The following is a 22695-nucleotide window of genomic DNA, read 5'->3' as shown; positions in this document are numbered from 1 at the left end:
AAAGGCAGCAACTAACTGCGTCAACCACTTATTATTAAACCACTAATTCCGAAGATGAGAGAAATTTACTTATCCGTTTAACACTCCGCCACCTACAGCCTTACCCTTATCCCGGTAACGCTGCAGCAAGAGTTTACGCCAATAAACTCACTATCAAACCCCCGATTAAAGCCTGCATCACCAACGGCTGCGTGCCCTGCACACTGCCGCCTGGCTACTGCTATGCTTTAAAAACACACTAAACCAATTTATGCAATTATGAAAAAAAGAGTTACGCTCCTGATTGTAATGATTATTGCCAGCTACAATTTAGTACTGGCCCAAAATATAGCCATTAAAGGCACTGTAAAAGACAACAAAGGCGAGCCTTTGCCCGGTGCCACCGTAAAGGTAAAAGGTACCACCCGGGGCATAGCTACCGGCCTGAATGGCGAGTACACTATCAGTGCACCCGCAAATGCCATTCTGATATTTTCGAGCGTAAGCTTCGCTTCGCAAGAAGTGCCTGTGGATGGCCGTACGGTAATTGATATTGCCTTAAAGCCCGATGAAAAAACATTGAGCGATGTAGTGGTAATTGGTTACGGCACACGTTCCGTTAAAGATGTCACCGGCGCCATATCGAGCGTTAAAGCGGAAAAGCTTGAGAACGAAAATCCGGCCAGTGTTACTGATATTATCCGGGGTAATATTCCGGGCATTACCGTTGGCTTAAACACATCGGCAAAAGGTGGTAACTCCGGCGACTTGCAGGTACGCGGCCGGTCGTCACTATCAGCCAGCACCGCTCCGCTCATTGTTTTGGATGGGGTTATTTACTTCGGTCAGTTAGCCGATATCAATCCCAACGATATTGAGCGGGTTGACGTATTGCGCGACCCGAGTGCACTGGCCGTTTATGGTGCGCAGGCAGCCGGTGGCGTGGTAGCCGTTACTACCAAAAAAGGCCGCAGTGGCGCTATGCAGGTTACGTTGAATGCCAATACCGGCATTTCGCAATTGCAAAAAAATCAAAAGTATTATCAGGGCGAAGACTTTTTGGCCTGGCGTGCTGATGGTGCGCGCAGTTCCAATACATCAAACCCTTATTATTACTACAGCGATCCGCGTGCTTTACCGGCCGGCGTTACGCTGGATCAGTTTATGAATGGCGCCACTGGCGATCCGGTTAACGTTTGGTTGAGCAGGTTGGGCCTTTTTGCTAATGAGATTGCCAATTACAAGGCAGGCAAGGTAACCGACTGGTCAAGACTAATTTTCCGCAATGGATTAAGACAGGATTATACCGCCAGCTTATCGGGCAAAAGCGAAACGGTTAGTTACTACTTTTCAGCCAATTACACCAAAAATCAAAACATGATTCAGGGCGGCGATTACAACAACGCCCGTTTCCGGGTAAATTTAGAGGGCAAGGCGGCTAAGTTTTTGACCGTAGGTGTAAACGCACAATTTGCCAGCCGCGATGAAAGTAATGCGGGTACCTTGGGGTCTCTCGGCAACATTGACAGTCATGAGGCCGACTGGAACCAGATCATCAATTCATCACCCTACGGTGATGTATATAATGCGGATGGGACCCTGCGCCGTATCGCGACGGATGATAGCGGACTGAACCAGCGCAACCCTTTCCTGGGCAGTGCTTACAACCAGAATGTGGACAGGCAGAATGTGCTGTTCGCGAATTTGTTCGTACGGGTTGATTTACCGTTTGGCATCAAATACAACCTTAACTTTTCGCCACAGATAGAGGCTTACCGCAGCTTTTTCTTCCGCCCGGTAGCTAACCCTAATGAACTGGCAGGGGGTACGGGTATACGCAATATGGAAAACCGTTATCGGTACAATTTGGACAATATCCTGAGCTGGAACAAAACTTTTGGTATCCATAACTTTGATGCCACCTTTGTACTAAACAAAGAAAAATATCAAACCTGGTGGACCAGCGCAACCAACACGCAATTTAGCCCGAGCGACATACTGGGCTACCATAACATCGGCGCCGGTACCCTGCCGGTAATCAGCAGCGACGACCGCGTTTTTAATGGTGATGCCATTATGGGCAGGTTAAATTATACCCTGATGGGCAAATACATCCTGACCGGAACTTTCCGCCGTGATGGCTTCTCTCCTTTCGGTTTGCAAAACCCACGTCAAAACTATACATCAGGCGCCCTGGCCTGGGTATTTTCTGATGAGAAGTTCTTCAAAACAGATTTCTTTAGATGGCTGAATTATGGTAAGCTACGCGTAAGCTATGGCGCCAACGGTAACCGTACCTCAACCGATACGGCCGATCCAACCATCGCTTTGGCACTTATCAATACCACCAAGTACCCATCGGTAACACCGGCTGGTACTGTTGTCAACAATACAGGCATTTATTCGTTCAGGCTTCAAAACCCAGAACTTACCTGGGAGCGCACTACGGGCACCAACCTGGGTTTGGATTTCACCTTGCTAAATAACCGCCTGAGCGGATCAATAGACGTGTACCCCAACCGTAAAACCACTAACCTGATTGTAAACCGTGAAATACCCTGGGTGCAAGGGCTTAATACCGGCAACGGTATTCAAATTGGCGGCGGAAACAACTCCCGCTCTTATACCAACGTAGGTCAGGTTAGCAACAAGGGCTTTGAGGTATCATTAGATGGCAAAATTTACCAGAGCAAAAACTTCAACTGGAATGCATCAGGCACGTTTTTCCTAAACCGCAATAAATTGATACACCTGTACGGCGAATATGCGGTTAAAGATGCCAGCGGCAATGTTACCATGGTTGAAAACAACGACATTGGTAACGGCTGGTTTATTGGTCGGGATATTAACGTTGTTTGGGATTACAAAATATTAGGCGTTTGGCAAACGCCCGAAGCTGCCGAAGCTGCTAAATATGGCGCCCGCCCCGGTGATTTCAAATTACAGGACTTAGATGGCGACTTTAAATTTACCAATGCCGACAAGCAGTTCTTAGGCTCACGAAGTGCCAAATTCAACTGGTCTTTACGTAACGATTTCAATCTTCTGAAGCACTTTGATCTTTCGTTCCTGCTGGTATCCAGTATGGGTCAGTTACGGCAATACAACCAGGCACTCAACAACCCGGGCAGCGTAGGCTTTACCCGCATGAACTCTTACGTGCAACCTTACTGGACACCAGAAAACCCGATCAACGATTATGCGCGCCTTAATTCTGGCTCATCGGGTACCACCATCAACGTTTGGCGTAAGGCATCCTTTGTTCGTTTGCAAACCGCATCATTAGGCTACACATTCGACAATAGTTTGATTAAGCGCTTAGGTATGAAAAGCGCTAAAATATATGTAAATGCAACTAACGCCTACGTACTTACCGGCTGGCAGTTCTGGGATCCGCAGAATGACGGCCCTACACCGAGGTTCCTGTCTGCAGGTATCAATGCAACATTTTAATGGGATTTAGAGCACACTGTATCATGAAAAAGATGAATAAAAATATTATAGCAAGTATAGCCATAGCCGCCGTTTTTATTGCCGGGGGCTGTACCAAGCGAAGCGAACTTTTCCCGGAAGCACCATCCAAGTTTCCGGCCGATCTTACCTTAACCACGCCAGCGGCTTTCAGGAGCGCAGCGCTGGCATTGAACCCGAGCGTGCGGTTCGAGTTTTTTGGAGATGCCGCTCCTATGCTTACCGAATCTATTTTTACGGACGCTGCTGTTGAAGGAACAACGGATAAAACCACCCCCGCACAGGATTTGAATGCACGTATTACGCCTACCGCAAATCTGGATAGCGACGATTACAATAAAATTGCACGTTACTGGTACGCCTGGTATGCTGGCATACACGACGCCAATGTGATTATCTCGCGCATTGACAATGTACAATGGACCTCGGCCAATGAAAAAAACCAGATACTGGCCACAGCGTATTTTCACCGTGCCTATCGCTACTACCGCCTGGTGCACGAGTTTGGCGATGTGCCGCTTATTCTGAAAGAAGAAACCCAGGTAAACACCGGCTATTTCAGCACCCAGCGCATGGTTATTTTGAAGCAGATGAAAACCGACCTGGAATTTGCTGTATCCAGCTTAACCGATGCCAACAATAAAGGCGAGGTATCAAAAGGTGCTGCGGCTCACCTGCTGGCTAAAGTTGACTTGGCATTGGGCTTGTTTGATGAAGCCATTGCCGCAGCCAATTTGGCAATCAACGGTCCATACCATTTGATGACTGGTCGCTTTGGGGTAGTAGCAAACGACGTCAGTAAAAACGTAATATGGGATTTACACCGCCCGGAAAACAAATCGTTAGCCAGCAATTCAGAGGCACTATATGTAGTGATTGACCGCGAAACGCTGGAAGGTGCCACACCAAATGGCTCGCAGGTAATGCGCAACTGTGTACCCATGTGGCACAACGGTACCATTTTAAGCCCCGGCGCCCGTAAGTCAGGTATCTCAGATAAAGTAACGGAAGAATTTCCACTTACGCTATGGTATGGCCGGGGTATTGGCCGCCTGCGTGGCACACCTTACGCTACCAAATACATCTGGACCGATACCACCGACCTGCGCCATGCGCCAGGCAACTGGATGAACATGACCGACTTGGTTTACAATAACCCCAACCTGAAAAAAACCGATGGTACTGGAGACCCAACCTGGTATGGTAAAAAACTGCAGCCCTATACTGCAGCCAATGTAGGCCAGATGTTTTTGAATGGTGCCAGAGATACCATACGTGCATGGTTTGGCTGGCCGCACTATAAAGTGTTCATCGGCTCGGGGCCTGTAGCGATTGATAAGTGGTGGAGCCCGCCGCGGGGCACCAATACCGACTGGTATGTGTTCCGCCTGGCCGAAACTTACCTGTTGCGTGCCGAGGCTTATATTTGGAAAGGCCAGTACTCACAAGCTATGGCCGATATAAACATGATAAGAACCCGTGCCAAGGCGCAGCCTTTAATTGATGCAAGCCGCGTAAACATCGGCACCATACTGGATGAGCGCCAGCGGGAATTATATTGGGAAGAGCCCCGCAAAACGGAGCTCACCCGCATAGCTTACATTTTTGCACAAACCAGTATACCGGCTTACAATGGCCAAACCTACAACATGGCCAGCTTCCCGACCAAAAACTTTTTCTATGACCGTATTATGGAGAAAAATGATTTTTACAAGAATCCTAACGTAATTACCAATTCGGGCAACCATTATACGATTTCGCCATACCACGTGTTGTGGCCTGTTCCCCAGCGCGAGATTGACTTAAACATTAATGGCCGCATCAACCAAAATAAAGGTTATGCCGGTGCCGAGATGAACGTAGCACCACTGGATAAGATACAATAACAATACCCGCCCCTAGCTGATAATGCGCATGTACAATTTACGAATTGTACATGCCATTTTTACATTTACAGAAACTACGTTGTTGTGTACGTTTAGTATACTTGGCTTTCTTAACTGAACATCTGTTTTACTCAAATCTCCTATGCTTAATCTTTCTACCGGCAGCCGTTACTTTATACTTTTATGCCTGGTTCTTTCGTGTTATACCTCGTTAGCTCAACAGCCGGCATCGGCTACTTCGGAGAGCCGTACCCTTACCAGCATTAATAACCGGTGGCAGTTCGCTATCGATTCGGCGCAGCACAGTTATGGCAGCTTAAAGCAGCTAACCGGTTGGCAAAACATCAATCTGCCCCATACCTGGAATGCAACGGATGTATTGGATGATGAGCATACCTATTACCGGGGCAACACCTGGTACAAAAAGCAGTTACGCATCAATCCCGCTGATAAAGGCAAGCAATTTTGGCTCGTGTTTGATGGTGTGAACCAAGAGGCTACCATTTTTGTGAATGGCAAAAAAGCCGGCGAGCACATAGGCGGCTATACCGGCTTCAGTATTTCAATATCCGGTCTACTCCGTTACGAGGTTAATGCCGGCAATGAGATTGCTGTAAGGGTAAGCAACCGTTATAATGAGAACATTCCGCCGCTTACGGCCGACTTTACCTTTTTTGGCGGCATTTACCGCAACGCTTACCTCGTCACCACATCGCCAATACACTTCAATCTGGCCGATTTTGGCAGCAATGGCATACAGATCACTACGCCTTTGGTTAATGAGAAACAGGCCAGTATTCGCATCAAAAGCCAGGTTACCAACAGCAGCGGTGAACTGCAAAAAGTTAATGTAATCACCAAGCTGTTTAACCGGGAGGGTGTGCTGGTTGCACAGGTAAACAAGCAAGTATCTTTAAAGCCGAATTCGACCGACACGCTGCTACAGCAAATACCTGCCGTTAAGCAGGTACATTTATGGTCGCCGCAGGATCCGTATCTGTATCATATAACCACAAGCATACAGGATAAGGCCAGCGGTAAAACAACAGACGAGGTTACGAATCCGCTTGGTTTCCGATGGTTTAAGTTTGACCCCGATCAAGGCTTTTTTTTAAACGGCAAACCCTGTAAACTGATAGGTGCCAGCCGGCATCAGGATTATAAGAACCTGGGTAATGCGGTACCTCAGGATTTGCAACGCCACGACGTAGAATTGTTGAAAGCCATGGGCGGCAACTTTTTACGTGTAGCCCATTACCCGCAAGACCCTGTTATTCTGGAAATGTGCGATAAGCTGGGCATTATTGCTTCGGTTGAAATTCCGGTTGTAAATGGCATTACGGAAACGGATGCCTTTACTAAAAATTGCAGCAACATGCTTCGGGAAATGATACGACAAAACTTTAATCATCCGAGTGTGGTGATGTGGGCTTATATGAACGAAGTTTTACTAAGGCCTAAGTATGGTAAAAACCAGCTCGAACAGCAACAGCAGTACTTTGCGCAGGTTACCCGTTTGGCCAAGCATCTGGAAAATATTTGCCATACCGAAGACCCTTACCGTTATACGCTGATGTCAAACCACGGCGATTTTAACCTATACAACAGAACCGGACTTACTGCCATTCCACAAGTTGTAGGCTGGAACCTTTACCAGGGCTGGTATGGTGGTGACATAAACGGCTTTGCCAAGTTTTTGGATATGCACCATGCACAATTGCCGCAAAAACCGGTAATGGTTACCGAATATGGCGCTGATGCCGACGACCGCATACATGCCCTGCAACCTGTACGCTTTGATAAAAGCATTGAGTATGCCGAATACTACCATGAAGTTTACCTGCAAGCCATACAACAACGCCCGTTTGTGGCAGGGGCCGCTGCCTGGAACCTGGCCGATTTTGGTTCGGAAAGCCGGGAAGAAACGATGCCGCACATCAACAACAAGGGCTTGCTTACTTATGACCGTAAACCAAAAGCAACATATTACTTATACCAGGCGGCTTTACAAAACAAACCATTCATTAAAATAAGCTCGCAAACGCCGCGCATGGCATCAGTTGTCAATCAAGATACAACGTGCTTGCAGCCGGTTACCATCTATAGTAACTTAAAAGAAGTAAGCCTGCTAGTAAATGGCAACCCTATTACAACCAGCAAAAAAACCGCTTACGGTTACATTTTCGATGTTCCGTTTAAAAATGGGGCAAACCAGATAGAAGCCATAGGTAAAGAAGGTACCAAAGAATATAAAGATTACCAAACCATCGGCTTTATGCTGCAAAGCACAGATCTGAAACAGGTTTCGGACGGCTCATCATCAATCAACATTTTACTGGGTGCCAGCCGCTATTTTTATGATGAGCTAACGCAACAGCTGTGGCAGCCTGATCAAACTTATACACCGGGCAGTTGGGGTTCGGTTGGGGGCCAGCCGCTTCAGGTAAATAACGGCCGTCAAAAATACGGATCGGACAAGGCGATTGCCGGTACGGATAACGATCCCATTTATCAAACCCAACAAGTTGGCATCGATAGCTACCGCTTTGACGTAGCCGATGGCCGATATGAATTGAACCTGCATTTCGCCGAACTTGCAGGCGGCAAAGTAAAAGATCCCCTACCCTACAACCTCAATAATTCCGTGCAAAACCAAAATTATCAGGAACGCATCTTTGATGTATACATCAACAATAAACTGGTTCTAAAAAACTTTAACATAGCCGCCGAAGCCGGTTTTGCCTGGGCAATTTCAAAAAGCATTCCGGTTATGGCAACCGGTGGGCAAGGTGTGCAGATCACTTTCAAATCTATAAAAGGGCAGGCTATGCTCAATGCCTTGCAGTTAAGGCGCATTTACTAAAATTCAATGCATGAAAAAGTTTTCAGGCTATATACTCATTATACTTTTTTTGTTTTTCGGCCGCTCATTTGCACAGCAAAGCAGTCGCCTAAGCAACAACTGGGAATTTTTGAAGCAGGATTTAGGCGGCATTTGGGAAGCAGTACGCCCGGTAACCAAAGGCAACCCCGAGAGCGTGCCCCTTTGGCAAAACGTAACCCTGCCGCACTGTTTCAACGCACGTGATGCCGTAGAACCTGATGTAAATTACTACCAGGGGCCGGGTTGGTATCGTACACATCTATCCATATCCAACCCTTACCGCAACGGCCGCACCCTGTTGTATTTTGAGGGCGCGGGGCAAAAAACTGATGTATTTATATACACCACCAAAGTTGGCAGCCATGCAGGCGGCTATGACGAGTGGACAATTGATATTACGGATGCAGTAGAAGCATTTAAAAAGACAGACGCCTACCAAAATCAATTCAAAGGCACTATCCCGCTGTCTGTACGTTGTGATAACTCGCGTGATCTGGAAAGCATTCCATCACGCTTGTCGGACTTTAATGTATATGGGGGCTTATACCGGCACGTCAATTTGGTTTATGCACCCGCACTCAGTATCGATAAGATATTTGCACAACCTGTTTTAAACCCCAACTTAAAAAAGGGACAAATCGAGATCCGGGCATCATTCTATAATCCTGACCAGGTTCCTAATGGTGAGTGCACTTTGACTTTAAAAGACGCACGGGGCAAAATTGTATTCAGCAAAACTTGTTCATTACATGAGCTTAACGACAGTTTGCATACAGCAGGCAAACAGCTACAAATAAACAAACCGCATTTGTGGACGCCTGCCGACCCTTACTTGTACACCGTTGAACTGACTGTGCAAAACGGCAACCAATCAGCTAAAAAGATCGAGAAGATTGGGTTCAGGAACTTTAAGTTTGCCGATAACGGCCCATTTTATCTGAACGGAAAACGCCTGTTGCTGCGTGGCACACACCGCCACGAGGATCACGCTGGTGTGGCCGCAGCCATGACAGATAGTATGATGCGGCAGGAAATGCAGCTCATTAAAGATATGGGTGCCAACTTCATCCGCCTGGGGCATTACCAGCAGTCCAGAACTATATTGAATTTGTGCGACAGCCTGGGCATACTGGTTTGGGAAGAAGCACCCTGGTGCCGGGGCGGCCTGGGAGGACTTGTTTATCAGCAACAAGCCAAGCAAATGCTAACCAATATGATAGAGCAGCATTACAACCATCCAGCTATCATTTTATGGGGCTTGGGTAATGAGAACGATTGGGAAGGCGACTTTCCGGAGTTCAACAAACAGAAGATACGCGATTTTATGAGCCGGCAAAATGCCTTGGCCCATCAGCTGGACCCGTCGCGCAAAACCACCATCAGGCGTTGTGATTTTTGCAAGGATATTGTTGATGTATATTCCCCTTCTATTTGGGCGGGCTGGTACCGTGGCAGTTACACCGAATACAAGCAGGTAAGCGAGGAAGAATTCAAAAAAGTAAAGCACTTCTTTCATGCGGAGTGGGGTGGCGACAGCCATGCTCTGCGACATTCTGAAACTCCGGACAAAGCATTAGCCAGAATAAAAACCGGTAACGGTGCCGATGAACGCTCGGGTGACGCGTCTTTATATGGCGGCGGTTCGCGGATTTCAAAAGATGGCGACTGGAGCGAGAGTTACATCTGCAACCTGTTCGACTGGCACCTGAAAGAGCAGGAAACCATGCCTTGGTTAACCGGATCTGCTTTTTGGGTATTTAAGGATTTTTCGACGCCGGTAAGGCCAGATAACCCGCTGCCCTATATGAATCAAAAAGGCGTAGTGGAGCGGGATCTGACCAAGAAAGAATCGTACTATGTTTTCCAATCGTACTGGTCGGCCAAGCCTATGGCACATATTTACGGGCATACCTGGCCGGTTAGGTGGGGGACCGATGGCGAACTGAAAATGGTTAAAGTATATTCTAATTGCGACGAAGCAGAGCTGGTTGTAAATGGAAAAAGCTACGGCATCAGAAAACGGAACAGCCAGGATTTCCCGGCGGCCGGCTTGCGCTGGCAGGTACCTTATCAAAAAGGCATTAACCAGATCAAAGTAATTGCCCGGAAAGGAAAAGTTGTGGTTACAGATTCGATTACGCAACAATACCAAACCGAAGCCTGGGGTAAACCCGCTAAACTGGTAATTGAGAAGATGAGCAACCAGGGTGATACAACTACCATACAAGTGAAACTGTTAGACGCCAACAATATACTCTGCCTTGACGCGGCCAATGTGGTCAGTTTCTCCTTAGCGGGCGACGGTACTTTGCTCGACGATTTGGGCACCTCGCGCGGTTCCCGAAAGTTGCAGGTTTACAACGGGCGGGCAATTATCAGTATAAAAAACAATGGCGGTAAATCAGTAGTAAGTGTGCAATCCGCCGGTTTACCTACTGCCTTCATCAACCTGTAGTAATATGAAAAGGATTTCGGCAGTATGGTTACTTATGTTAGTACTGGTAAGCTTTAAGCCTGTACCGGGTGATTATTATAAGGATGCAGTGAGCACCTTGCGTACAAGCGTTTTAAAAGAAGCGGCTTGGGCTTTAAACCAATCGCCCGTTACTATTACGGCCACCTCCTGCCCCAGAAGCGCCGGAGGCCTGCATGATTTTTATTCAGAAGGCGATTACTGGTGGCCTGATTCTAAAAATCCATTAGGCCCATACCTGCAGCGCGACGGACTAACCAATCCGCAAAACTTTACCGCTCATCGCCTGGCCATGATCCGGTTCAGCCGCATAATTGGCGCACTCGCTTCTGCCTATAAAATTACGCATGACAAGAAGTACGCCCGGCAAGCCGTAATACACATTAAAGCATGGTTTATTGATACGGCAACCTTAATGAGCCCAAACCTGCAGTATGCACAAGCTATTAAAGGTATTGCCACCGGCCGCGGTATCGGTATTATTGATACCATTCAATTAATGGAGGTAATTAAAGGTATAGAGGCAATGCTAAGTAGTGGTGTAATAGATACCGATACATTAAACGGTGCTAAAAACTGGTTTGCGCAATACTTAACCTGGCTTACCACCCATCCCTATGGCATAGATGAGATGAATGCCAAAAACAATCATGGCAGTTGCTGGGTAATGCAGGTGGCTTGCTTTGCACAATTTACCGAAAACCAAGAAATGCTGAACTTTTGTAGAAACCGCTATAAACAAGTACTGTTACCCGAACAAATGGCTGCTGATGGTAGTTTTCCGTTGGAACTAAAACGAACCAAGCCTTATGGGTATTCCATTTTTAACCTGGATGCGATGGCCACTATATGCCAGCTGTTAAGTACACCCGATGACAACCTGTGGCTTTACAAAACGCCAGATGGCCGTTCCATTCAAAAAGGCATCGAATTTTTGTATCCTTATCTGGCAGATAAAGGCAAGTGGCCCTATGCACATGATGTGATGTACTGGAACAATTGGCCCGTTGCCCAGCCTGCACTTGTTTTTGGTACAATAGCATACAGGAACAACACTTGGTTAAACACCTGGAAAGAACTGGAACACCAGCCCCGGAATGAAGAAGTAATCAGAAACCTGCCCGTAAGGCACCCGATAATATGGATCAATTAATACATTAAATATGAATAAGAAGTTATCCCTGCTTATTGCCACTACATTTTTAAACTGCTTTTTACTGCATGCGCAAAAAAGCAAAAAGCAGAACATTGCCTTTGCTGAACAACAAACCAAAGTAATGCTGCAATCGGTTAATGAAGCTAAGGCAAATAGTAAAAACACCAATGCCGTAGTGCCCCGGTCTATTAAAGAAGATGGCAGTTTGGCGCTAATTTCATCGCGCGATTGGTGCAGCGGCTTTTTTCCCGGCGAGTTGTGGTATTTGTATGAGCGAACGCATAATTCACAATGGCTAAGCGAGGCCCGCAAATATACCGCCCTTATTGAGCAGGAACAGTTTGACAAAGGCACTCACGATCTTGGCTTTAAAATATATTGCAGCGTTGGCAATGCTTATCGCCTAACGCACGACCCGCATTATAAAGACGTGATCATCACTGCTGCCAAAACTTTAAGCCAGCGATTTAACCCGCAGGTGGGTTGCATTAAATCATGGGACAACCGTAAGGAATGGCAGTTTCCGGTAATTATCGATAACATGATGAACCTGGAATTACTTTTTGCTGCCACCCGTCTATCCGGCGATTCAAGCTTTTACAAAATTGCTGTAACACATGCCAATACTACGCTTAAAAACCATTTCAGAGCTGATAACAGCTCTTACCATGTAATTGATTATGATCCGCAAAGCGGACAGGTACTGCACAAACAAACCCACCAGGGCTATGCAGATGAATCGGCATGGGCACGGGGGCAGGCTTGGGGGCTTTACGGCTATACTATGTGCTACCGTGAAACCAAAAATCCGGTTTACCTGCAACAGGCTGAACGTATTGCTACGTTTATCCTGAACAACCCTACCCTACCGGCTGACAAGGTACCTTACTGGGACTTTAATGCGCCTAATATTCCCAACGCTCCGCGCGATGCATCTGCCGCCGCCATTATGGCCTCTGCCTTTTATGAGCTTAGCCATTATAGCAAGTCGGGCAAGCTTTATAAAGCTACTGCAAATAAAATTATGAGCAGTTTAAGCACAGCTTATCAAGTTAAACCGGGCGGCAGTAAGGGCTTTATATTATTGCACAGCACGGGGCACCTCCCGGCTAAAAGCGAAATTGATGTACCTATTATTTATGCTGATTACTACTATTTGGAAGCGCTGCTAAGGCAATAAGGCTCGCAGCTATCCATCAAACGGCAACCTGTGGAATAGTATTTGTAACTGAAAGCAGTAAACATCAAACCGTGAAAAAAGAAACTATAAAAGATGCTGCGAGAATTCTGCTGGGTGCAGGATTGATATTTGCTGGTGTAAGCCACCTAACTTTTGCACGAAAAGACTTTCAAGCCCAGGTACCCGACTGGGTTCCGCTGAATGAGGACGATACCGTGATCTATTCAGGCATTGCCGAAATTACGCTTGGAAGTGCCCTGGTATTAGCCAACAACAAACAGAAAGAGACTGTAGGAAAGATAGCCGCCGCATTTTTTACAGCCATATTTCCGGGGAATATATCACAATATGTGAATCGGCGCAGCGCTTTTGGTTTGGATACGGATCGTAAAAGATTTGTCCGCTTATTTTTTCAGCCTGCTTTGGTATACTGGGCTTTAAAGAGTACCAGCAAATTGTAATTGCACTGTCTTACCATAAAGTAAAACACCCTGTGCATAAACCATTATGCACAGGGTGTTTTGTTTTTAGATGCAACGTTCAATTAAGCGTTTCCATCGCCTAAAGGCAGCGTAAACCAGAAAGTACTACCTTCATTCAATTTACTATCTACACCGATCTGGCCGTTGTGCCGTTCAATGATTTCGGCAGAAATGTACAATCCGAGACCTAAGCCCGAAAACTGAATACCCGATTCGTGCACGCGATAGTAGCGATCGAACAGATGTGGCTGCTTATCTGCCGGTATACCCGGACCAAAATCCTGAACGGAAACTTTGGCATATCCACCTTCATGCACTATCTGCAGCACAATCTCTTTAGAGTCGGGTGCGTACTTCACTGCATTGTTCACAAAGTTGACCACAACCTGCGATATGCGCTGCTGATCGGCAAACACCTCCAAATCGGTATCTCCATTCAGCAATAAATTATGCGTACCGTTTGTTTTAACATGTTCGCAGCATTCGTTAATTAAATCGGCCAACTTAAAGCGCGATTTATGTAACGGCAGCTTACCCTGCTGCAACCTCGAAACATTCATCAAATCCTCAATCAGGTGCATTAAGCGGGTAAGGTTGAAGTTAGCTTTCTGTATCAGCTCCGGAATTTTAGGCGCCGCCGGATTTACCCTGTACAAACGCGTTAACAACTGCATGGATGCATTTAAGGTAGTAAGCGGCGTTTTAAGCTCGTGGCTGGCTACGCTGATAAAGTCGTCCTTACGTTGCTCGCGTTCTTTACGGTCGGTAATATCCAACAGGGTACCCGAAAACAGTGCCGCACGACCTGCCTCCGAAGCATAAAGCTTACCGGTTGCGCGTACCCAGCGTACTACTCTGTCATGATAACCCACTATAGGATATTCCATATCATAGCTTTCGTTGTTAGCTATAGAAGCCTCAATAGCATTAATTACGTCCTCGCGGTGATCTTCGGCTATCTGATCTAAAGCATCCTGTAATGACATTGGCTCATCCGTATAAAAACCAAAAAGCTCTTTGGTGCGTGCCGAAGCCATCAACTCACCTTTGCCAGTATCGATATACCAGGTGCCCAACTCGGCTGATTCTATAGCCAGTTTGAGCTGCTCCTGCGCCTGCTCGGTTTGCTTGCGTTCAATCACCCGGTCCGTTACTTCATCAATTATGATGAGAATGCCGGTTACCTTACCATTACTATCAAGCAGTGGCTGATAGATAGAATTAACATAGGCTTCGCGCGTTTTACGAGGGCCTACATACAGATGCACCTTAAATTCGCGGTTGATACGTTGTTCGCCGGAAGCGTAAGCTTCGTCGAGCCAGTCAAAAACCGACTGGCCTTGCAGCTCGGGCCGGGCAACTCGGTGTGGTTTACCGATTACCTCGTGGCGTGTGCGCCCCCATATATGCAGCATGTTATCATTGGCTTGGTCAATGACGTGTTCCGGTCCTCTCAACACCGCCATGCCCAATGGTGCCTGCTCAAACAAACCACGGAAAAGATTTTCACTTTTCTCCAACTGCTCATTGATGAGGGCTAATATTTGCTGCGTTTCAGTAAGCTCCTCGTTAGTTGCCGTTAGTTCCTCATTGGTATCAGCAAGTTCTTCGTTACCAGCTAATATCTCCTCGTTCATGGACTCAAGTTCTTCCTGGCGCTCCTGCAGCAATTTGCGGTTATGCACCAATTCGGAAATATCGCTTACGCTTACCAGTATAGATTCGACATTGCCATTCAGATCAAATAAAGGATCGTAACTGAATTTGACATAATATTGTTTGGTACCACCTTCCGGAAGTGCTATATCCAATATCATTTCGGGCACATCCACTCTTTCACCTGTATCGAATACACGCTTCAGTAATTCCGGAAACGGCTGACCTTCCAGTTCAGGAAATACATCCATGAGTTTGTGTTCCAATATCTGATCCTTGCGGCGGTTCCAAATGGCCAGAATTGGCAGGTTGGCCCGTTCAATGATCAGATCTCTGCTTCGCAGAATAGCCATACCATAAGGCGTGGTGGCAATCATATTACGCAGACGGTGCTCACTGGCTTCCACCTTTCTGCGGGCCACTACTTGCTGGGTTACTTCTACCGCTACCTCAAGCACACCGGTAACCTTACCATTTTCGGTAAGCGGCGTATAGGTAAAATCAAAATAACCGGTTTCCAGCACGCCATTACGTTGTAACTGAACGGCTATTTCATTACCAGATACTGATTCACCAGTACGGTAAACTTTATATAAAATATCTACAATGGGCTGCCCATTCAACTCAGGCATTGCTTTGAGCAACGGCATTCCCATTACCTGTTTTGATTTACCCAAAAGCGAAAGCATGGGGGCATTGGCTGTAGATATAACAAAACTATCGCCCTGAAACACTAACATAGCCACCGTAGCCTGCTCCACCATGCTTCTGAAGCGCGCCTCGCTGGCAGCCAACTCCCTGGTACGTGTTTCCACGCGTTCTTCCAGTTCTTCATTTAGCTGGTGCAAGCTTTGCTCGGTTTGCTGCAGCTCCTCATTTATAGCAACCATTTCTTCATTTGCCGAGGCAAGTTCTTCGTTAGCGGCTGCCATCTCTTCGTTGGCTGCGGCAAGCTCTTCGTTAGCGGCGGCCAATTCCTCGTTCAACGCCTGCTCAATCAGGAAGGCCTCGCCAATTTCGTAAGCATGCGCATTATTGAGGATGGTGCCGGCATGATTACCAACGCTTTCTAAAAATTGCCTGTAGTCATCATCCAGTCGTTTGCGTGCAGATACCCCTAATACCAGGTAGCCTTTTACTACTGCTTTGCCTTTGCTCAGTGGAACAATCAGCGCCTCGGTAACTGCCTCGGGCCAAATGCTGCGGGCCGGACTTGGCAGGTACCCGTTTAAGTTATCGATATAAACGGTTTTGTCTGAATCAATTATTTCCTCGCACGGCCACGTTACCTCACCGGCTTGTTCGGCAGTAAGACCTGTATATGCGGTTTGTATGATATGACGGGCTGTTTCATTTTTACAGGAGTACAACATTGCAAACGGAATATCCTGCCGTGCATTGTCAATGATATCTATTACTTCCTGTACGCCTTCATCAATAGTTTTTGCAGAATTGGATTTGGCCATGAGATGCTGCAGCACCTTATTGCGGCGATCATGAATTACCTTATAAGTAGTTTCAATAGCAGCATTGAATACCCCACCTACCATGCCATCTTTAGCGGTTATAGGCGATAAGGTATAATCGAAATAGCACTCCTCGGTATAGCCGTAACGGTGCATAAAAAGCGGTGCATCAGGCCGGCGGTAAGAAGCGCCTTGTGCAAGCACGCTTTCAAATTCCTCCTGTAACCCCTCCCATATCTCGGGCCATACTACAGCGCCCGGTTTACCCAGCGCCCAGGGATGTTTATTGCCGGGAATACTGCTCCATGCATCATTATAAATCAGGGTAAAATCATTCCCCCAGTAAATACCAATCGGAAAGCCGGAGTTTAAGGCTATGCTTACGGCGCCCTGCAGGCTTTCAGGCCAGCTATCAGGCGTTCCTAATGAGGTTGCAGCCCAGTCGGCAGCGCGCATGAGTTCTCCCATTTTGCCGCCACCCTTTAAAAAGGTATAAATATCGGACACGTTTTCTTTAACAGCGTTAGATGAATAACTACAACATAGTTACTTACGCAAAATAAACGATTTAGCGCCGCTTTCAGAAATATGACCGACGGTTAAAATGTGTTTTTGTATAGAATGTTACAAAAAAAGGCGTGTATAAGTTACACGCCTTTTTTTGTGAATTGACAAATACGGCAATACGTACCGTTAGAGCCACCAATTAAATAAACGGATTAGCTGTATAAGCACTCCAAAGCTCATCCAGCGTTTTGCCGGTTAAGTTTTTCCAGCTTTCGGCTGTATAGGTATGCGCCCTGAGCTGGCTATCCAGTTCTTTAACCAGATTTTTATGGATATTTTTTTCAACCCACACAAAGAAGCGTGCTGTAATGCGATAGCTATTGGTATAGCTTTGACTTGCTTTGTAATCAGGTAAGCTCCATTTGGCACCCGGGTTATCAACACCAAATTTATAACGAACATAGTCGGCTATACCTTCTGTTAACCAAACCGGACCTGCGCTGTAACCGTATCCCTGTACAATATGCATTACCTCATGGGTTACCACATCAATATCGGTTGGCGTGCGTAACATCCAGCCTGGATTATAACGGATTATACTGCCGCTTGTAGCTGCTACACCTTTATAATTCGGATCGATGATGAAGATAACTGTTTTAAGTGTTTTCTTGTTATAGGTTTTAGCCAGTTTAGGGTATACTTCAAAAAAGGTTTCTTGCATACGCTGCTTTATGGCATCACCGCTTTTAGCAAAAGTAGAATCATTGTTAATAAAAATTAGCGTATAGCCTTTTTTCGTAATGGAATCGCGGCTAAGGTATTTGCCAATTGTATCCCAGGAATCGTCCTGTGATTTGGCAATGCCGGCCTGAATCATAATAAACAGAAAAACAAAAAATTTAAAAAGCTTCATGTTGAGAGGTTATATATAAATTTTGAAATTAATTTAATCATCTACAGGAATGAAAACGGGCGTTACCAATCGGTTAAATAAGGCAACAACGCATGTGTATAACCTTAAAAATCTATTTGGCACATCAGCTCACCTACCTTTTAGTCGTCTGCGAGATAAATATATAAAGTTTAATAATATTAGTAAAACGTTTTACCTTTTTGTATACAGATATGCGGGCACTTAGCCTTACAACGGCTCCTAAATGCTAATTCCAAGGCATTCTATGCTGAAATGTAGTACAGAAGTTACGATGTACGGCGTTTTGTAGAACCCCGTTCAATGAAGTTAGATGGTATTTGGTGTTGTATGGCAGCAATGTCAGTATCGCTGTTGTTTAATTGTAGTAACAGCGCATCTATTGCCGATTTAGCAATGTCATAAGTTGGTTGTTTAATTGCAGTGATACCTGGAGGGAATAGCTCGAACAGTTCATTATCATCAAAGCTGATAACGGCTAAATCTGAAGGTATTTCCAGTTTAAGTTCGCTGATGCTTTGCAAGCCTATTGTGCCAAGATAGTTTGTGGCAAAAAATATAGCATCTATCTTTTTATGCTGTGTTATAAAAGTTTTGACAGCATCCACCGCTTCCTTTTTTTCTGTGTCAAATGGCAGCTTAAAAATAAGCTTGCTATCGGCCTTCAATCCGTTGTTTTTTATAGCATCTTTATACCCCTTCATCCGGTCATGCAATTGGATCAGGTCTAAATCAGGCGTTATGAACGCAATGTTTTTGTAATCAGAACGCACCAGGTGCTCTGTAGCATTATAAACACTGCTATAATTATCAACCAGCACATGCGCAATATCCAACCCCGGAAAGTAGCCATCAATGAGCACTACCGGCTTGTTATTATCTATCAATTTCTGGATATCTTTCTCAAGCCCCTTTATTGGGGTAATAATATAACCATCCACTAATTGATTGGAGAGCATTTTTATAATGTCTTTTCCTTTTTGAATGTTATTATTGGTGCTGCCATATATAATTCCGTAACCTGCCTGCTCGGCTTCATGTTCAATTACTTTGGCCATAGCCCCAAAGAAAGGGCCACCAATGGATTCGACGATTAAGCCGATTACCTTAGATACACCGGTACGTAAACCAACTGCCATACGATTAGGTTCATACCCATTTTTTGATGCAACGTCCAATATCCGCTTTTTTACCTCATCGCTTATCCTGCCTTTTCCGTTAAGCACCAGGGATACGGTAGTAATGGAAGTGTTGGTCAGTTTAGCAATATCCCGGATAGACAATTTCTTTTGCATCATATAATTTATAAACAACCGCGGTCAGTTTGGTTTAACAGCAACCAATTTACTTTTTAATTGCCTAATTACCGCCTAAAGCAAGGGCAAAAGTAATGTCTTTCTGCATCTGCTATAACAAGTAGTTAAATTAATATCAAAAATTAACAACTTAATACCAAAATTGCACAATTATAAGGTATACATTATCTATTTTCTACACGCTAAACTGTGATTGGCAAAAGAATATCTAAAAGCATTAAAATATCATTCTCTTAAACTATCTTGTCAATCCATACTGGCTAAGTTCAACATGAGTATTTTTCCGAAACTGAACCGTTTTGATTTGTCGATGATTGTTATTAGCCTGGTAGTAGGAATGGGGATTTTTGCTACGCCGGCTAAAGTTTCGGTTAGTTTAGATACACCTACCCTTTACTTTGGTGCCTGGATATTTGGTGGTATCATCAGCCTGTTTGGGGCACTTACGTTTGCCGAAATAGGCGCACGCTATCCGGCTGCCGGCGGATTTTACAAGGCATTTTCTTACTGTTTTCACCCGGCCCTGGCCTTCATGATTAATTGGGTATTGGTTATCAGCAATGCAGCATCAGTAGCTGCTGTTGCTATTATTGGTGCGCAATACATTCAACCGGTATTACTGCCACTATCACTTCAGGGCGACATTGGCATACGCATTATTTCCATATCTGCGGTAATAGGCTTATATATTATCAACCTGTTAGGAATCAGGATGAGTGCACAAACGCAAAATTTACTTACGCTACTTAAAATTGCCATTATATTAGTGATCTGCACGGCTATTTTCAAAACCAATATACCTATTGTTCGGCACCTACCGATTGCCGGAAATACTCATCATAGCAACGTGTTTTATTTTGGTGAGGCGCTCATTGCTGTTTTTTTTACGTATGGTGGTTACCAGCAAACTATAAATTTTGGTGGCGACAGCATCAATGCCAAAGTAAACATTCCCAAAGCCATTTGGGTAGGCATGCTTACTGTAATTGGTCTGTACCTGCTTATTAATTATGCTTACTATGCCTGTTTAGGATTGGGGGGTATGCAAAATGAGCCAGCGCTGGCAGCCGTTTTGGCCGGTTTTATTTTTGGCGCAACGGGTTACAAAATTGTATCATTTCTGATGTTTATTTCTGTACTGGCATTTATAAACGTAAACATACTGGCCAACCCCCGGATTTACTATGCCATGGCCGAAGACGGCATGCTGCCGGCAAAATTTAAACACATTAATGCCCGAACACAGACACAAGAATTTGGACTGAGCTTTTTTGTTGCTGCTGTTTTGATCATTTTGTGCTTTGTAACGTCATTTGAACATATTCTTAACTATGTAATGTTTTTTGATACGATCGGACTATCCACCGCTGCCCTGTCCATTTTTATGCTCCGAAAAAAAACAAAGCATCTGGATGCAACCGGTATCTACCGTATAAAATGGTATCCTCTGGTTCCGATAGTATTTATTGCCACCTATTGGCTGGTTACCATTTTCATATTTATTAAAAACCCGATGGCTGCACTAACTTGCATGAGTACCTTTGCGGCCGGTCTTATTATTTATTTTATCACGAAGTTTCGGAGGACGTCAAGTTAATCATCATCAACCATGGATATTTCTTATATTTTAAATGAGCTCGGCGAAAACAGGGAAGATTACTTTAATGCTGTTTCGCCCCCAATTATGCAAACCAGCAACTTTGCATTCAAAAAGGTGTCAGAACTCAGAGAAGCCATGTCTGATGAGTACAATGCAGACATATATTCCAGAGGGCAAAATCCTACACTCAATATATTAAGAAAAAAGCTGGCCGCTTTAGACGGTGCAGAGGATGCATTAATGTTTAGCAGCGGCGTATCAGCCATCAGCATTCCCATACTGGCATTGCTTAAAGCTGGCGATCATATCATTGCTATCGACAACCATTACAGCTGGACAAATAAGCTATTCCACACCCTGCTGCCCAAGTTTGGCATCACAACCACCTTTGTAAGCGGTACTGTAACAAGCGAGTTTGAAGAAGCTATACAAGCTAACACCCGACTTATCTTTTTAGAAAGCCCCAGCACATTCACTTATCAGTTACAGGATTTGAGAAAAGTTGCAGCTTTAGCAAAACGGCTTGCAATCATTACGATGATTGACAATAGTTACTGTACGCCAATTTATCAGCGCCCTGCAGAAATGGGTATAGATTTGGTAGCCCAATCGGCTACTAAATACATTGGAGGCCATTCTGATGTGGTTGCCGGTGTGGTTACCGGCCGCAAAGAGGTTATCAAAACCATTTTTGAAAATGAATTTATGAACTTGGGCGCTGCTCTTTCACCCCATTCTGCATGGCTCTTATTAAGAGGCTTGCGTACGCTGCCTTTACGTTTGGGACGCAGCTTTGAAAGCACCCAAATTATAACCGAGTGGCTAAGCCGCCACGAAGCGGTAAAAAGCGTGCTATGGCCATTCAGCTCAGATTTTAAACAAGCTAACCTCGCCCGTGAGCAAATGCAGGGTTGCGGAGGCTTATTTAGTTTTTCATTAAAAAACTCATCTGCTGAAAAAATTGAAGCTTTTTGCAACAGCCTGCAGCATTTCCTGATAGCCGTTTCATGGGGAGGGCACGAAAGCCTGGTTTGCCCGGCTATAGCTTCAATACCGGCTAATGAATACAATGCCGATAATGAACAGCATCAATACATTCGTGTTTACATTGGGTTAGAGGACCCGGCCTATTTAATGCGCGACCTAGAGCAGGCATTGCTTAAGGCTGATCAATAATTCTTTTATTGAAAGTTCTGTTCTTTGTTGATGGAATAAAATGTTTTCAGAAAAGTTAACGCTGTACCCGACTCCTGAAAATCATTACTATTTAAAAAGTCATCGTCCAGTTCAAAAAAGCCAGGCGTGTTTTGGTATTCATCCAGCTCAATAGATTTAAAGCCCATTGTCCAGGTTGTGAAATTCCTTTTTGTGATAGGCTGATGTTTAAATACAATAAGCTGATGATGCCTCGAGTCAGTTTTTATTTTATTGAAAGTAGACTTTACTTCCTCTTCCGGCCCCTCAAGCACCTGCATAAAACGGCCTTCAAGGTTAAGTAAAAACCGCCCTTCAATATACAACAACATCCCTGTCAGTTCGTGCGATTCATTCCAGGACCGGGACTCGTTTAACAATTGCTGCAGTTCGCTTTCGCTCATCAATTTCACTGCTTTACTGATATAAATTACACAAAACAACATATTCAATTATCTTAATTTACAAAGGCTTGTTAACCCAAGTCCCGTTTAAAGCCATACTGTTCTTTTAA

Annotated in this window: 13 protein-coding genes; 9 read left to right on the top strand and 4 right to left on the bottom strand. The window is 45.1% G+C overall.

What is annotated here, in order from left to right:
* Positions 1-258: 258 nt before the first annotated feature.
* The 7 genes from KHS38_RS10490 (at position 259) to KHS38_RS10460 (ending at position 13490) form a co-directional block, all read left to right on the top strand.
* On the top strand, positions 259-3432 hold the full coding sequence (locus KHS38_RS10490; RefSeq protein WP_213488514.1) for a SusC/RagA family TonB-linked outer membrane protein: 3174 nt from the start codon (positions 259-261) through the stop codon (positions 3430-3432).
* Positions 3433-3455: 23 nt separating this feature from the next.
* Positions 3456-5336 (top strand): RagB/SusD family nutrient uptake outer membrane protein, encoded by a 1881-nt coding sequence (locus KHS38_RS10485; RefSeq protein ID WP_213488513.1) that lies wholly within the window; start codon positions 3456-3458, stop codon positions 5334-5336.
* 142 nt (positions 5337-5478) lie between these two features.
* On the top strand, positions 5479-8199 hold the full coding sequence (locus KHS38_RS10480; protein ID WP_213488512.1) for a glycoside hydrolase family 2 TIM barrel-domain containing protein: 2721 nt from the start codon (positions 5479-5481) through the stop codon (positions 8197-8199).
* A 10-nt stretch (positions 8200-8209) separates the two neighbouring features.
* A complete protein-coding gene (locus tag KHS38_RS10475) occupies positions 8210-10675 on the top strand; it encodes a glycoside hydrolase family 2 TIM barrel-domain containing protein (protein WP_213488511.1) in 2466 nt (821 codons plus the stop codon).
* Positions 10676-10679: 4 nt separating this feature from the next.
* Positions 10680-11846 (top strand): alginate lyase family protein, encoded by a 1167-nt coding sequence (locus KHS38_RS10470; RefSeq protein ID WP_213488510.1) that lies wholly within the window; start codon positions 10680-10682, stop codon positions 11844-11846.
* 10 nt (positions 11847-11856) lie between these two features.
* Complete coding sequence (locus KHS38_RS10465; RefSeq protein WP_213488509.1) at positions 11857-13029, top strand: glycoside hydrolase family 88 protein; 1173 nt, start codon at positions 11857-11859, stop codon at positions 13027-13029.
* 71 nt (positions 13030-13100) lie between these two features.
* Positions 13101-13490 carry a DoxX family protein gene (locus tag KHS38_RS10460; RefSeq protein ID WP_213488508.1) on the top strand — a complete coding sequence of 130 codons (390 nt, stop codon included), beginning with the start codon at positions 13101-13103 and terminating at the stop codon, positions 13488-13490.
* 83 nt (positions 13491-13573) lie between these two features.
* Here the strand turns inward: KHS38_RS10460 and KHS38_RS10455 are convergent, their stop codons facing one another.
* The 3 genes from KHS38_RS10455 to KHS38_RS10445 form a co-directional block, all read right to left on the bottom strand.
* A complete protein-coding gene (locus tag KHS38_RS10455; protein WP_213488507.1) occupies positions 13574-17140 on the bottom strand; it encodes a PAS domain-containing protein in 3567 nt (1188 codons plus the stop codon).
* 199 nt (positions 17141-17339) lie between these two features.
* Complete coding sequence (locus tag KHS38_RS10450) at positions 17340-18053, bottom strand: basic secretory protein-like protein (RefSeq protein ID WP_213488506.1); 714 nt, start codon at positions 18051-18053, stop codon at positions 17340-17342.
* 287 nt (positions 18054-18340) lie between these two features.
* On the bottom strand, positions 18341-19369 hold the full coding sequence (locus tag KHS38_RS10445; protein WP_249665355.1) for a LacI family DNA-binding transcriptional regulator: 1029 nt from the start codon (positions 19367-19369) through the stop codon (positions 18341-18343).
* Between the two features lie 289 nt (positions 19370-19658).
* Between KHS38_RS10445 and KHS38_RS10440 the strand changes: the two genes are divergently transcribed.
* Both KHS38_RS10440 and KHS38_RS10435 read left to right on the top strand, forming a co-directional pair.
* Positions 19659-20984, top strand: a complete 1326-nt coding sequence (locus KHS38_RS10440; RefSeq protein ID WP_213488505.1) for an APC family permease — start codon at positions 19659-19661, stop codon at positions 20982-20984.
* A gap of 12 nt (positions 20985-20996) precedes the next feature.
* The gene (locus KHS38_RS10435) at positions 20997-22163 is read left to right on the top strand and encodes a trans-sulfuration enzyme family protein (protein ID WP_213488504.1); all 1167 of its coding nucleotides are present in this window, start codon (positions 20997-20999) and stop codon (positions 22161-22163) included.
* Positions 22164-22168: 5 nt separating this feature from the next.
* Here KHS38_RS10435 and KHS38_RS10430 read toward each other — a convergent pair whose 3' ends face one another.
* Positions 22169-22627: a BLUF domain-containing protein gene (locus KHS38_RS10430; protein ID WP_283769998.1), complete on the bottom strand. Its 459-nt coding sequence runs from the start codon at positions 22625-22627 to the stop codon at positions 22169-22171.
* Positions 22628-22695 lie beyond the last annotated feature (68 nt).

Origin of the sequence: Mucilaginibacter sp. Bleaf8, assembly GCF_018390515.1 — a bacterium.
Taxonomy (GTDB): Bacteria; Bacteroidota; Bacteroidia; order Sphingobacteriales; family Sphingobacteriaceae; genus Mucilaginibacter.
Note: the sequence above shows the minus strand (reverse complement) of the source record. Positions and strands in the feature narration are given on the sequence as shown.

What these genes read in the sequence shown, in the direction of transcription:
- KHS38_RS10475 (WP_213488511.1), top strand. Translation starts at nt 8,210, where the DNA reads ATGAAAAAGTTTTCAGGCTATATACTCATTATACTTTTTTTGTTTTTC.
- KHS38_RS10485 (WP_213488513.1), top strand. Translation starts at nt 3,456, where the DNA reads ATGAAAAAGATGAATAAAAATATTATAGCAAGTATAGCCATAGCCGCC.
- KHS38_RS10480 (WP_213488512.1), top strand. Translation starts at nt 5,479, where the DNA reads ATGCTTAATCTTTCTACCGGCAGCCGTTACTTTATACTTTTATGCCTG.
- KHS38_RS10440 (WP_213488505.1), top strand. Translation starts at nt 19,659, where the DNA reads ATGAGTATTTTTCCGAAACTGAACCGTTTTGATTTGTCGATGATTGTT.
- KHS38_RS10465 (WP_213488509.1), top strand. Translation starts at nt 11,857, where the DNA reads ATGAATAAGAAGTTATCCCTGCTTATTGCCACTACATTTTTAAACTGC.
- KHS38_RS10470 (WP_213488510.1), top strand. Translation starts at nt 10,680, where the DNA reads ATGAAAAGGATTTCGGCAGTATGGTTACTTATGTTAGTACTGGTAAGC.
- KHS38_RS10490 (WP_213488514.1), top strand. Translation starts at nt 259, where the DNA reads ATGAAAAAAAGAGTTACGCTCCTGATTGTAATGATTATTGCCAGCTAC.
- KHS38_RS10435 (WP_213488504.1), top strand. Translation starts at nt 20,997, where the DNA reads ATGGATATTTCTTATATTTTAAATGAGCTCGGCGAAAACAGGGAAGAT.
- KHS38_RS10450 (WP_213488506.1), bottom strand. Translation starts at nt 18,053, where the DNA reads ATGAAGCTTTTTAAATTTTTTGTTTTTCTGTTTATTATGATTCAGGCC.
- KHS38_RS10430 (WP_283769998.1), bottom strand. Translation starts at nt 22,627, where the DNA reads ATGTTGTTTTGTGTAATTTATATCAGTAAAGCAGTGAAATTGATGAGC.
- KHS38_RS10445 (WP_249665355.1), bottom strand. Translation starts at nt 19,369, where the DNA reads ATGATGCAAAAGAAATTGTCTATCCGGGATATTGCTAAACTGACCAAC.